At 67.4% G+C, this 13042-nt stretch carries 11 protein-coding genes and 3 pseudogenes; 6 read left to right on the top strand and 8 right to left on the bottom strand.

Going from position 1 to position 13042, the window contains the following annotated elements:
- Window positions 1-110 precede the first annotated feature (110 nt).
- Window positions 111-797: a hypothetical protein gene (locus K7C20_RS35865; protein ID WP_030075346.1), complete on the bottom strand. Its 687-nt coding sequence runs from the start codon at window positions 795-797 to the stop codon at window positions 111-113.
- 360 nt (window positions 798-1157) lie between these two features.
- Between K7C20_RS35865 and K7C20_RS35860 the strand changes: the two are divergent.
- Window positions 1158-1293: pseudogene (locus K7C20_RS35860) on the top strand (IS5/IS1182 family transposase); the annotation flags it as partial.
- A 156-nt stretch (window positions 1294-1449) separates the two neighbouring features.
- Here the strand turns inward: K7C20_RS35860 and K7C20_RS35855 are convergent.
- The 3 genes from K7C20_RS35855 to K7C20_RS35845 all read right to left on the bottom strand — a co-directional run bounded on the left by K7C20_RS35855 (window position 1450) and on the right by K7C20_RS35845 (window position 3614).
- Window positions 1450-1884, bottom strand: a complete 435-nt coding sequence (locus K7C20_RS35855; RefSeq protein WP_030075348.1) for a VOC family protein — start codon at window positions 1882-1884, stop codon at window positions 1450-1452.
- A 354-nt stretch (window positions 1885-2238) separates the two neighbouring features.
- Window positions 2239-2628, bottom strand: coding sequence for a cupin (locus tag K7C20_RS35850; RefSeq protein ID WP_030075349.1), 390 nt, complete (start codon window positions 2626-2628; stop codon window positions 2239-2241).
- 89 nt (window positions 2629-2717) lie between these two features.
- Entirely contained in the window at window positions 2718-3614 is an 897-nt protein-coding gene (locus tag K7C20_RS35845) for an alpha/beta hydrolase (RefSeq protein WP_030075350.1), read from the bottom strand.
- 96 nt (window positions 3615-3710) lie between these two features.
- Between K7C20_RS35845 and K7C20_RS35840 the strand changes: the two genes are divergently transcribed.
- Window positions 3711-4754: a helix-turn-helix domain-containing protein gene (locus K7C20_RS35840; protein ID WP_053209613.1), complete on the top strand. Its 1044-nt coding sequence runs from the start codon at window positions 3711-3713 to the stop codon at window positions 4752-4754.
- Between the two features lie 211 nt (window positions 4755-4965).
- A pseudogene (locus K7C20_RS35835) lies at window positions 4966-5635 on the top strand (HAD-IA family hydrolase).
- A 221-nt stretch (window positions 5636-5856) separates the two neighbouring features.
- On the opposite strand, the gene K7C20_RS35830 reads toward K7C20_RS35835, so the two are convergent.
- On the bottom strand, window positions 5857-6855 hold the full coding sequence (locus tag K7C20_RS35830; RefSeq protein WP_030075354.1) for a DUF1259 domain-containing protein: 999 nt from the start codon (window positions 6853-6855) through the stop codon (window positions 5857-5859).
- 549 nt (window positions 6856-7404) lie between these two features.
- Here K7C20_RS35830 and K7C20_RS35825 point away from each other — a divergent pair.
- The gene (locus K7C20_RS35825) at window positions 7405-7608 is read left to right on the top strand and encodes a hypothetical protein (protein WP_222892705.1); all 204 of its coding nucleotides are present in this window, start codon (window positions 7405-7407) and stop codon (window positions 7606-7608) included.
- 408 nt (window positions 7609-8016) lie between these two features.
- Here the strand turns inward: K7C20_RS35825 and K7C20_RS35820 are convergent, their stop codons facing one another.
- From K7C20_RS35820 to K7C20_RS35810, 3 genes are all read right to left on the bottom strand, one after another.
- Window positions 8017-8778, bottom strand: a complete 762-nt coding sequence (locus K7C20_RS35820; RefSeq protein WP_030075355.1) for a MerR family transcriptional regulator — start codon at window positions 8776-8778, stop codon at window positions 8017-8019.
- Window positions 8779-9065: 287 nt separating this feature from the next.
- On the bottom strand, window positions 9066-9338 hold the full coding sequence (locus tag K7C20_RS35815; RefSeq protein WP_030075356.1) for a DUF6355 family natural product biosynthesis protein: 273 nt from the start codon (window positions 9336-9338) through the stop codon (window positions 9066-9068).
- Between the two features lie 501 nt (window positions 9339-9839).
- Window positions 9840-10466 (bottom strand): helix-turn-helix domain-containing protein, encoded by a 627-nt coding sequence (locus tag K7C20_RS35810; RefSeq protein WP_063753818.1) that lies wholly within the window; start codon window positions 10464-10466, stop codon window positions 9840-9842.
- Between the two features lie 45 nt (window positions 10467-10511).
- Between K7C20_RS35810 and K7C20_RS35805 the strand changes: the two are divergent.
- A pseudogene (locus K7C20_RS35805) lies at window positions 10512-11034 on the top strand (N-acetyltransferase family protein).
- A gap of 520 nt (window positions 11035-11554) precedes the next feature.
- Window positions 11555-12658, top strand: coding sequence for a tryptophan--tRNA ligase (gene trpS, locus K7C20_RS35800; RefSeq protein WP_078953390.1), 1104 nt, complete (start codon window positions 11555-11557; stop codon window positions 12656-12658).
- Window positions 12659-13042: the final 384 nt, after the last annotated feature.

The following is a 13042-nucleotide window of genomic DNA, read 5'->3' as shown; positions in this document are numbered from 1 at the left end:
GCAAAAATCGTTCAGCGACGCCATGCGGATGCAATGCGGGCGAGGCCCAGGACTGTGGACTGTCCTGGGCCTCGCAGTCACCGGTTCCCACAGGTGGAACCGCGGCGGAGTCAGCGGTTTTCGAGGTTGGCCTTGTAAGAGCCCTGGGCCGAGGCCACGGACTGCGTCTTGGCGAGCTTCTTGCCGAAGACCTTCACCTGCGGGGTCGCGGCCCACGAGACCTTCGCGGCGTTGCCCTTGACCGCGACGCGGCCCGCCTTGATGTTGATAGCGGCGTTGACATTGGTGACCTTGGCCGCGCCAGTAGCCTTCTTGCCCGGCTTGCCGGTGCGCTGGAAAGTCAGGTTGATGCGCTCGCTGGTAACGGGGATCTTGAAGATCTGCTCGGTCATGGTGAAGGACACGGTGGTCGTGTGGTTCTTGTCCTTGCCCACCTTGGAGGTGACGTCGGTAATGAAGCGGACGTCCTTGTTGTAGGGGTCGACGACGTGCAGCGGGCGCCCGATGCTGCCCTTGACCTGGTCGGTCAGGGCCTCGTAGATGTGGCGGTTGTTCAGGTGCTTGACGAACCGGGCCTTCTGGGCCTTGGAGAGGGCGCTGAACTTCTTCAGCGTCTTCTTGGCCGCCGGGGTCTTCTGCGTCTGGAGGTACTTGGTGTAGCCGGCGACGGTGACCTTGGCCGGCTTCTTGGCGGCGGCGTCCGCGTCAGCGGCGTGGGCCATCGGGGACAGGACAGCGAGGCCGGCCACGGTGGCGAGGGCGGCGGTGGACAGACGACGCGCGGGTCGAGTGAGCACAAGTTCTCCTGTGACGGCTGGTTCGTTTGCTGATCGTCAACGACCTTACGGAGACGCAACCTTGGGCGAAATTGTCTCTTCAGGCAGCGCCCGTAGGGACACACCACACGAAGAGGCAACTCCCCTTCGGACACTGCCATTCAGAGCCCATGGGCGTGCCGAGCGGAGGCAGACCGAGAGGCAGCGTTCGCTCAGTACCTCCATTCGCCGCCGGCTCGGCACGGAGGACGAGGTCGGCCCAGAGCGTGTTGCCCTCTTCACCAACGGATTTACGACCCGGCGCGACCTTGTATCCGGGCGGTGGCCGCGCTGGCTGAGGGTTGTCCCGCAATTGCTGGTCACGGGTGGGATGACCTTGTGGTGGCTGGTGTGATCACAGCGTCGGAGCAGTCCTGGACAGCCCCGTTCACCGGGCTGAGCCCGCGGCAGTTCGGCAAGCTGGTCACGGCGATGCGGCGCGGCGCGAGGGTGCGGACCCGTACGCAAGGGTCGGCCATGAACCCTGATAAGGGCGAGGGTCTTCACACCGCGATGCTCGGTATCGCCGACTGCACAACCTCGCCCTCACAGGATGACTTCCGCCGCGCACGAGACCACGTTGAAGAGAGGCCCGAGAGAGACAGCCCCCCGATCTCGCCGTCGCGGCGGATGCTCAGTCGAGACAGAACTCGTTGCCCTCGACGTCCTGCATCACGATGCACGACTCGTTCTCGTCATCGGCAAGCAGCGTTCGCACGTGTACCGCATCGAGCGCGACCAGTCGTGCGCATTCGGCTTCCAGTGTGGCGAGGCGCTCTTCGCCCACGAGTCCGGTGCCGACCCGCACACAGAGATGCACCCGATTCTTGACGATCTTGCCTTCGGGCACACGCTGGAAGAGCAGGCGCGGGCCCACACCCGAGGGATCACTGCATGCGAAGTAGGTGACCTGCTCCTCAGGCGGCAGCGAGCGATGGTAGTCCTCCCAAGTGGCAAATCCCTTCGGAATCGGCGGGACGACGTACCCCAACACCTCGCACCAAAAACTGGCGAGGCGCGCAGGTTCTGCGCAGTCGAAGGTGACTTGGAACTGCTTGATCGATGACATCGGCGCATCATAGTGGGGCTCTGTTGCTCATCTCCCGGCGTGGATCCGCATGTTGTCGGGCGGACGGCGGCCCCTGCTGGCCGCTGCCGTGTCGTGCGGTCGCAGCGAGGAACCGATGTCGATGCCTCCAAGGGGTTGCCGCCGTTCCGGACCAAACCGCGGCCACGGCCCTCGCCGCGTTTCCTGACCGCAGCTTGCTCGCCCCGGGGCCACACCACGGAGACGACTCTTCCCGAGTGAGGACCGGAACCGCAACCACCCCGAGCCGTGCACGCCCGCAACCCCGCCAGGCCCTTCAGACGAAGGGGAACCCGATCCGCAGTACCGGAACGAGCCGCGGTGCGAGGGCCCCGTCTAGGCTTCGCTGCGCCCCTCCAAGCGGCTGCCACGCGGCAGGGTGACGGACATGATGTCGCCGGGCGCGTCCAGTTCCATGCGGTGCCATCGCCCGCGAGGCACGATGCCCGCGGTTCCCGCCACCAGCTTGATTTCCTCCTCCTCTTCTCCCGGCTGTTGGGGACGGAGGCAGAGGCGTATCCCGCCGGTGAGGCAGGCGACGAATTCATCCGCGTCGGGATGAACTTCCCATTGGTCGGCGTGGACGTCGGCGTCGGTCTCCACGTGGAAGGCCATCAACTGCCAGCCGTCCCGCTCGGGGTCGAACGCTGGCTGCTCGGCGCGCACCTGGCCGCCTTGTTGAAAGTGGATAAAGGAGGCGAAGCGATCGATCGGGGTGACAGTCATGCGGGAATGTCCTTCCTGCGGTGATCTTCATCCGGGTGGGTTGTGGCATGGGGGGCACCAGTCGGCTCGGCCGCCACCGCGGCCGCGCCTCACTCGGCCAGGGCACGGCGCAGGACTGCGGCGAGTTCGGCGATCTGTCGCTGGGATACCTCGGCGGACAGGATCGCCTGCGATCCGTGGAACGTGCCGGGCCACTGGTGCAGTTCGACAGAGACGCCGGCCTGCAGCAGGCGCAGCGCGTAGGTGATGTCTTCGTCGCGGTTCGGACAGAGCTCCGCGGTGGCGATGTAGGCGGGCGGCAGGCCGGACAGGTCCGTGGCCCTCGCCGGGGCGGCGTACGGCGTGGCGGGCGTGGAGCCCAGGTAGTGCGCCCACGAGGCGGTGACTTTGTCGCGATTCATCCAAGGCGTGTCGGTGAAGTGCCGCGCCGACCACGTCTCCTGCCGGTCGTCCAGCCCCGGCTGGTTGAGCAACTGGTAGCGGATCGACGGCCCCTGTTGGTCACGCGCCCGCAACGCCACCGCGGCCGCGAGCCCCCCGCCGGCACTGTGACCTCCGACCGCGATCCGCCCCGGGTCGATGCCGAGTTCGGCTGCGTGCTCGGCCGTCCAGGTCAGCACGGCGTAGGCGTCGTCGAGGGCGGCCGGGAACCGATGCTCGGGCGCCAGACGGTAGCCCACCGAGATCACCACCGCGCCTGAGCTTTCTGCGATCCGGGCGGCCCACGGGTGCTCGGTGTCCACGTCACCCATGACGAATCCGCCGCCGTGCAACCAGACGACGGCGCCCTGCGCCTGGTGCGGGCGGTAGATCCGCACCGGCACGTCGGCGTCGGCGGGCACCGCGCGGTCCTCGACCTCCAACCCTGCGGTGTCCGGTGCCGGGACCGCGGCGGCCAAGCCGGCGAAGTTCTTGCGTTCGGCGACCGGGTCGGTCAGATCGGCACGGGGGAACAAGGGGATGAATGCTTCCAGTTCAGGGTCCATGTCGGCCATCCTCACGGCCGGGCACCCCCGAGGGCATCCGCCAACTGTCGGGCATCCCACCCCCCTCATGCGCCGATCGGCGCCTATCCTCCTGCCATGGAGGCACTGGCCTTACGGCTGTCACAGCTCGATTCACAGGTCGAAGGCGCGATCCGCGTCATCATGTTCTACGACACGCTGATGCGCCGACGGGTGGATCTGCCGGCGCTCGCCCGGGGCTCGGCAGCTCTGGCCGAGTGCGTGGCCGGGGTCCGGCTCCACGGCACAGGGCGGGTGATCCGCATGTCACCCGACGGCAGGGAGGCGTCCGCCTCGCCGCCACCCGCGTCTTCCACGACGCCGATCACACTCGACGAGGAGGAGATCGGCACGGTGTGGCTGGAGCGCCCCGGCCCGCCCGGCTCGCTCGACCTCGACGAGCTGCTCCTTGACCGGCTCGCCATCGCCGCCGCGGCGGTCGTCGAGCGGTACGGCCCAGCCCGCACCACCATGGCCGACCCCGCCCTCGTCGAACTGGCGATCAGCGCCGACACCGACGAAGCGGCCCGAGCCCGGGCGCTACGACTCCTGGGTTTCGCCTCCGACCTGCCGCTCCACGTCGTCGCCGTACGGTCGCAGCTTCCGCTCGACCAGATCGGCGGCCTGATCTGCCCGGCCCGCCCGGTGAAGGCGGCTCCGCTCGCCGACGTGGGCGTCATCCTGGCCACCACCGTCGATCAGGCCCGCTTTCCGACAGGTGGAGTACGCGCGGGCATCGGCGCCGCCGAAAGCCCCGATCGGTCCTGGCGGAAAGCCCGTACCGCCCTCCGCTTCACCACCCCACGCCAGCCAGTCGTCCACCACGACAGCCTGGGGGCATTGGCGCTGCTCGCACAGGTACCCAACGACGCCGCGCGAGACAATGCCGACGTGGCCGCGATCGCCCGAATCGCCGACACCCCAGGAGAACTGGAAACTCTGGACACCTACTGCTCCACCGGCTCCCTACGCCGGGCCGCCGACCTTCTCCACCTGCACCACAGCAGCGTCGCCCGTCGACTCGAACAGACCGGAAAGACCCTGGGCATCGACCTCACCGAGCCCACCGGCCTGCTGCGGGCCAGGCTCGCCCTCACCGCATGGCGGCTTCTCGACGACTGAGGAACGGCGGTCGTCCTTATCGGCCTCGGCGTCTTCCGCCCGTGGCCGAGTGCCCACACGTGAAGAGGGTGCGCGGGCGAACCGGAGTCGCAACGAATCGACCTGGGCTCCGTCTCACTGGCTTTCCACCTTGCGTTCCCGGTTCGCGCGTCGGGGGCAGGGCCACAAGAGACAACAACTTGCTTGCCGGTCCCTGTGTTATCCAAGGGCAGTGACGACTTCCCAGACTTGCAAGCGACCCTTCGATGCGGTGTTGTGCGACCTCGACAACGTGATCCGTTTTCTACGACATGACGCAGCTGGCAACACGGGAGCATGTCGCCGGGCTGGCACCAGGCACGACCATGAAGGTGGCCTATGCGCCGGAGATTGATCTGCCGCTGCTTCTCGGCAAGATCACTCAGCGGCAGGGGGTGGAGTCCATTGCGCTCGGCCTTGCGGGGCAGGTTCCGGAGGCGCAGGCGCGTGAGCTCGGTATGGCACTTGCCTCGGCGCCGTTCTGGGCCGACGAGGTAGTGGTGTCCCTGCTTCGGCAGGTGCGGGCACACATGCCCGTGGTCCTGGTAACGAACGCAACTCTTGAGCTGGAGGACGACTTGGCATCGTTGGGGCCGGCGGATTTCGCCGGCCATGTCGTCAACAGCGCCCGGCTGGGGGTGGCCAAGCCGGGCCGGGAGATCTACGAAGTGGCCGCCGAACGGGCAGGTGTCGTCATTGATCGGTGCCTCTTCGTGGATGACCGGCTGGAGAACGTCGAAGCCGCCGTGGCGCTCGGGATGATCGGCGTGCACTACCGCGAGCCTGCGGACCTCCGCGAGTCGGTGAGCCTCCTGTTGGACAACCACACCCCCGGCTCACTCAGCGGCCGCGCTATCAAGTGAGACGACCCTGAGGATCGAAACCGGGAGACAACGTCACCGGAGGCACACCGACCCGAGTCCCTCTCCCTTGCCGTTGTGTCCGTCCAGGTCCCAGCGTCAACCACCGAGCGTCAACCACCGAGCACCAAGCACCGAGCACCGAGCACCGAGCAGGATCGAGTGAGACAGGACAGCGGGTGGCGTCCCACGGGTCGAGCCCGTGCCCGTCGCCGGTGTGGTGGTCAGCCGACCGGTACGACGTTGGTGGCGTCCACGGCGGGGCGCAAGGCCCTGGCCAGCTTGACGCCGTCACCAACAGCCCAGAAGTGGATGAAGAACAGACGGGGTTCGTCCGTCAAGCCGTGGTTGTGCAGCTCGACCAGCTCGGCCCCGGCACACCGCAGAGCCACCAGAACGTCTTGGACTTCCTTGGCAATCATGGCGCAGTCGCCACTGATTGCTGCCCGGCCGCCGCCCAGCGGCTGGAAGTTGAACGCGCTGGTCGAACCCAGGCCCGGGGGCAGTACCAGGTGACCGTCGGTGATGGTCTCGCGGCGGACGAAGATGCACTTGTAGATGCCCTCGTCGGTGGAGCCCTTGACGCCGAGCGCGGCATCGATGCCGGCAGTGTCCAGGTCGACGCGCCGTGCCCGGGCCGGCGGGCGCGGGGGCGGGGTACTGGTGCGGTCGAACGCGGCGCGCAGACCGCGGGCCACAGCCACCGGGTGGTGGCCGTGGGCGTGGATGTGGACCCACCAGATGTGAGGAGTCTGGGAAAGGAGGTGCTTATGGATCGCGGTCTGTGCGATCTCGTGCTCTTGCAGGGCATCGGTGAAGGGCTGGAGTTCGCGCTCGGTGACCACCACATCGCCCATCACCATCGTGCTCTTGTCGGCGTAGCGCACGAAAGACACGTGCGAACCGAGGGCGAGCGCCGGTTTGACGGTGACATGGCGCGAGCGCACGCGGAGGTCCCGACGTGGGAGGGCTGTGTGGTACATCATCTTTCGCTTCATGTCGCCTTTTCGGCCCAGCGCTTTGGCCACCTTCTCCCAGTCCGATAGGGCAGTGGGAACCGGCTCGACCAGCCTGCGGCTCTTTACCTCGCCCGTCCCGGTGGCGAGAGCGCGAGCGGGAGTCGGCGCGCCGGCCAGCAACGGAGTCAGGGCGGCCGCGGCCAGTACGCGCCGTCGCGGCGTTCCTACATGCGGGTAGCTGTCTTGCTGTCGATCTCCGGCCATCACGTCAGCACCTCCATGACGAGATGGAAGCACGGCGGGCTGCAGTCACTGTTGACCAGCGTCAACGCTGGGGCCAGGTGGGCTAAGCATTTAGTTCCTGGGCCATACCCCCGGCGCGAGGCAGCTCTCAATGTGACAACCGACGAGCCGACTCTCCGGGTCACGTTCCGCGAACTCAGCCTCGGAGACGTGCCGGTGATCAAGCGAACTGACACCTCCCGTCGCTCATAGCCGGCCTCTGTCCGTCTGTGGAGCAGGGCTGGGTGCCCCTACGGCAGATGCCTGCGCCCGGTGGGGCCGACCAGGGTCGGGACGGGAGCCGTCCGAACTCGACGGAGCCGGGGAGCAATTGGTGCAGCAGTCGGAATAGCAGGAATCACAAGTGCAATACCTGGGCCAGGGACCACCTCGACGCCCTTGGTCCCCATAGGGACAGCGGATGATGAACTTGCCGTCGGGGCTGTGGGGAGCCATGCAGGTGGTCAAGCGGATGGGGTCGGGCTGAGCCACGCAAGGGCTTTGCTCACGAACTCACAGGTCAGTGCGTGCGTGGTCCGTGCCGCTGATGCGGCGGTCGACTCGGTCCGGGTCGACGGTTGTGGTGTGGTCGTCGTGGCCTGGGCCGACCTTCACGCCGTCGGCGCCTGCGGCACCGTGGCTTCGTGGGAGAAGCACCGGGGGTCATGGCTCGATGAGAACTGCTCGACTCCGACCAACTGGGCCCCGCGCTCGGCGAGCCTTCAGGCCGTATGAGAGCCCCTCGCCCCCAAGCCGACCACCACCACGCCCGCATCCACGTCCACGTCCACGTCCGCGTTCACGTTCACGTTCACGTTCACATCGAATTCTGTCGCTGCCACCGCTACTGCCGTCTCAGTCGTCTGTCTGAGTTCGGTAGATGTTCGCCACTGATCTCGCTGCGCGCCGTCACCAAGCATCTTGTCTCCACCACTCCAGCCATCGCTCACGGCAGAGTGGGGGCCATGAATGCAGCTCGAGGCCGATGTCGCTGTTCGCTGTTCGATGTGCGCGAGCGCGGACAGCACCGGACGGCCGGGCCTGTCGTCAGGCAGCGGGGGGCCTGGCGACAGAACTGGCATAGCCGCCGGTCCGGAGGGGCCGCCACCGCGGGCTCGTTCCCCGGTTGCGGCCCGGTCCGGCTCAGCTCAGCCGGGTAGTGGCGTACGCCTCGATGGCATCCCTCTGATATTCGGCCAGGCCCGGCGCGATCGCTTCGTACACCGCGCGCCACTGCTCGTTTTCCACACAGCCACGCCCGATCGCGCGATACTCCTCGGCGGAGACCGCTCGGAGCTCGGCCAGCGCCCGGTACTGGGCATCGGACTCGGCCTGCACCGCTTCGGCATCGGCGGGCGTATCGGCGCCCAGCAGCTCGGCCAGCCGGATCATCTGTGCCGTACGCTCGCGGTGCCCGGCCTCGATCTCGGCCTCGCCCATTGTCGAGGTGCGCCGCTCGATGGCCTCGGCCAGCTCCGGGAAGTCACGCAGGCTCTCGCGGTACTGGGCGGGCCGGACGCCCTCGAACAGGTTTTCCGGCCGGTTGATGCTCGTCATGGGTCTGCCGTCCATCCTGGATCGCTCCAGTTCGGTGATCGTGCGGGAGACAGTGCCGGCCAGGACATCAAGCCGGTCCCGCTCCGCGAGCAGCCGCCGGTGGTGGCTGCGCAGGGCCTCCAGCTCATCGACCTGTGCGGCCAGGATCCGGCTGATCTCGGGCAGTCCCATGCCCAGCGCCCGCAGTACGAGGATCTGCTGGAGTTGCAGCAACTGGCTTTCCTCGTAGTAGCGGTGGCCATTGCTGCCGACCCGGGCCGGCGGCAGCAGGCCGATCTCGTCGTAGTGCCGCAGCGTACGGGCCGTCACGCCCGACATCCGGGCGACCTCCGCGGTCGGCCAGGCCATCGCTGCCTCCCTCACGAATGCTTCACCGGGCCGGTCTCTCCGGCCCTGGTCAGTACGGTAGGAGCTGCCGCTACGGCAGTTTCAAGCCCAGGACCGACCGTGTGGACCAGAACGACGTCCTGGTGTCAGGAACGGGAGGGGGACACGGAGCCCCTGGCCCTGCGCGGCCTGCGCCGCTGTCCTCCCTTCTCGATGGCGACACTGCGCAGAACACGCTGGTCGTAGTGCCTGTCCCGGTAGACAGGCACTACGACGGCACTCCATCCGGTCCTTCAGAACGACGCTCGTCAGCAGGTGCGGCCGGTGTAGTGGGCACCCTGAATCTTGTGGGCAGAGCCCAGCCAAGTCCTGCCCGGCCCGACGCACCACTCGTAGTCGGGCGCCCGCGCGACCTCGACTTTGATCACGACCTGCGAACGGTCCGCGGTGCAGTGGTTGTAGAAGGCGTCGGAGCCGGTCTTGTAAAAGCCACACGGGTCGGCAGCCGCGGGGCTCGCGGCAGCGGTCACCGCGCCCAGGGAGGTCAGGACGAGGGCAGCGGAACCGAGGGCGCTGGTCACCATACGACGAACACGCAAGGGAGAACTCCTTGGCCAAGGAAGGAAGCGCTCGTGAGAGCGCGTTCTTCCTGATGAGTTGGATACCCGCCCAAGGATGGCCATGCTGCCCCTCCCTGGTGGCCAAACGTCGCACCGTTCACCCGGCGAATCGTTTTATCTCCTGCCTTCGGGGTGGAAGCAGATTTGCAGATTTAGCGAGCGGTTGGTCCTGGTGGGGGTGTTTGGTAAGGCGGCAGTTCAGGCGGCGGTTCAGGCGGCTCACGTCACGGTCGCTCTCAAGGGTGGCCCGTGGGATTCAATGCGGGTTGCGGACGTCGCTCTTGCCCAGCTGGTCGGCGTCGCCTTGACAACGTAGACCTCCCAGGGCCCCTCGCCGGGGCCGTGGCCCCAGACCTTGTCCTGGAGGCATGGCGGCAGGAGGTGTTGCAGACGCCGAAGACATCGGCGTCCGACAAGTGAGTCAGGAAGGCCGATCGGCGCTCCGGCCCGTAGGCATGCTGGTCAGCGGCTCTTCGGTTTTTCGCGGCTGTTGCCACCGCGCTCCCCTTCGCGTGCGCGTGCCTGGGCTGCGCGGGGACGCATGATGAGTGCGGCAACGTAGTACGTGCACGGCTCGGAGCCCTCATTGGCGTAGGCGTGGGTGACGTCTGCGGCGAAGTAGGCCGAGTCACCCGCGTGCAGGCGGACGGACGTGTCGGCGATGGTCAGCCGCAGGGTGCCGGATCGGACGACGATGTACTCGTGGGACCCCGGGGCGTATGCGGGGAAGCTGCCGGCGTCGCAGTTCGGCGGCAGGGTCGTGTGGATCCACTCGAAGTGCACGCCCGGCACGACCGGTGTAAGGGCCGTCCGCCGCCATCCTCCGGGTTCGTCGACGCTCTCCTGGTCGGCGGCACGGCGCACGATGAGCTGACTGTCGTCGGGCTGGGTCACGAGTTCGGCGAGAGGCACGCCGAGGCCATCCGCAATGCGGGCCAGAACCACGATCGTGGGCGCCTTCTGCCCGCGCTCGACCGAGGACAGCATGCTCACGCTCACGTCTGCCGCTTCAGCCAGGTGCTGAAGGGTCAGCTTCCGATCGTGGCGCAACGCCTGGATGCGCATACCCAATACCGCAAGATCCAGCATTCCTCCATAGTGGACAAAGCTTCGCTATAGAGAAATGAGCCTGCCGTGACAGTTCCCGCGGCGATTGTTCGCCCCGCCGTCCCTGCAGATCTGAAGGCCGTGAGCGAAATCTTCACGCACTACGTCACCCACACCGTGATCACCTTCGAGGGGACCCCGCCGACCGCCACGGAATGGCGGCAGCGTTTCGACGATCTCACTGGCCGGGGCCTGCCCTTTCTGGTCGCCGAACTGAACGGCGAGGTGGCCGGGTACGCCTACGCCGGCCCCTGGCGCCCCAAGCCGGCCTACCGGTACACCGTGGAGGACTCGATCTATCTCGCCCCAGATCTGACGGGCCGAGGGGTGGGCAGCGCACTGCTCGGCGCCGTGTTGACCGGATGTGTCCAGGCGGGCATGCGCCAGATGATCGCTGTCATCGACACCGGAAGCGACGCCTCCACCGCGCTGCCACGAGCGCTTCGGCTTCACCCACGCCGGCCGGCTGACCGGCGTCGGACACAAACACGGCCGCTCAATCGACACGGTACTGATGCAGCGGGCGCTGACCGCAGACCAGAAGGAATGAACCCGAACGCACGAAGCGATCAGACGCCCGTGTCCGCATCCCCGGAGCGCTGTGGGCATCGCCTACGGCGCGCCCTTATCGCCCAGTCGCTACGGAGCACCAGCTAAGAACAGCCGAGGACAGGCAGTGTCACGGTCGCGCGGGCAGGCCACTTCGCTGCGGAGGAACGAGAGGCCGCCCCGAACTGGCCTGGGTCCGGTCCGACTTGGAAATCGACTACCCCCTCCCCCTCGCCATCCGCCATCCGCCATCCGCCATCCGCCATCATCGGCCAGCCAAACCCGCTGCCGCTTTGGGTGCTGCGGCTGGAATCACTGGCAGGTGCTGCAGAGCTCGGACATGACGGGTTATCGTTGTCGCATGCATCGTTCGTCGTATCTGAGCTGGTGGCGCTCCTCGTAGGAGCGGCCACCCTTCAGCCACGACCGGGCCGTTCGGATGGACGGCCCGTTTGCGTTCCCTGGACCGGGATGCGCCGTCCTGACGGCGGCACTCACCACCAGGAGAACTCGTGAACCGCATGCCGCACGCCACCGAAAGCACCCTCCCCTCCGGCGCAGCTCCGGCCGACGCGCTCGGGACATCCGCCGCGCGAGCCCGCAGCGAGGTGCTGGAGAAGCAGATCAGAAAAGAGCCGGGACGATTCCGTGTGCTGACCGGGGACCGTCCGACCGGTCAGCTTCACCTCGGCCATTATTTCGGAACGCTCCACAACCGCGTCCGCCTGCAGGATCTCGGGGTCGAGATGTTCGTACTCATCGCGGACTACCAGGTCCTGACCGACCGGGACGTGGCCGACAACCTCACCGGGCACGTCGAAGAACTGGTGCTGGACTACCTCGCCGTCGGCATCGACCCGGCCCGGGCCACTATCTTCACGCACAGCGCCATCCCCGCCCTCAACCAGCTCCTGCTGCCCTTCCTCAGCCTGGTCTCGGTCGCCGAGCTCCGCCGCAATCCCACCGTCAAGGACGAGATCACCCACTCACGGCAGTCCTCCGTCAGCGGCCTGATGTTCACCTATCCGGTCCATCAGGCAGCCGACATCCTCTTCTGCAAGGCAAATCTCGTTCCCGTCGGGCAGGACCAACTCCCCCACCTCGAACTCACCCGGACCGTCGCCCGCCGCTTCAACGACCGCTACGGCCAAGGGCACTCCGTGTTCCCCGAGCCGGAGGCTCTGCTCTCACGAGCCCCCCTCCTGCTCGGCACCGACGGCGGCAAGATGAGCAAGAGCCGCGGCAACGCCGTCACGCTGGCCGCCGACGCCGACGAGACCGCCCGACTGCTGCGGGGCGCCAAAACTGACTCCGAGCGACACATCACCTACGACCCGGCCAACCGCCCCGAGGTGTCATCCCTCGTGCTTCTGGCCGCCCTCTGCCAAGACCGCTCCCCGCACGAGGTCGCGGACGACATCGGCCCTGCAGGAGCCGGCGCTTTGAAGAAGTGCGTCACCGAGGCAGTCAACGAATACCTTGCGCCGATCCGAGCCCGCCGCGCTCAATACGCCCAGGACCGCGGCTACCTCCGCCAAGTACTGCGCCAGGGCAATGAACGCGCCAACACGATCGCCGAGGCCACCCGCAACGAAGTACGTCAGGCTATGAACAACCACTACTGACAGCGCATCGCCACACTGGCGGGGTTGCCGGCAGCCGGCTGCCTCATCTCACCGGGCCTGCTCAGGCCTGCTGGGCAGGCCCTGCCGACTGACGAACCATCTGGCTCGCGGCCCGCGGCCTGCTGCCTGCTGCCTGCTGCCTGCTGGGCGACACGCTGGCCCGCAGGTCCTGTATGATCATGACGTAACTCCGGCACACCGCACGGAGTCACGTCACGCGTCTGTGGTCCAAGGAAAGACGCCCGCCAGCCGGCGGGAAATGTAGGTGCAAGGCCTGCCGGGCGCTCCACACACAAGGGCCCCCGCCTCATGAAGGCGGGGGCCCTTGTGGCGTTCCGACCCGGGCACTCCTGCTCGGGCATGAGCGGCGGACGGGGGCTGCGG

This window comes from Streptomyces decoyicus (assembly GCF_019880305.1).
Taxonomy (GTDB): domain Bacteria; phylum Actinomycetota; class Actinomycetes; order Streptomycetales; family Streptomycetaceae; genus Streptomyces; species Streptomyces decoyicus.
This window is presented reverse-complemented; position numbering and strand designations above follow the sequence as displayed.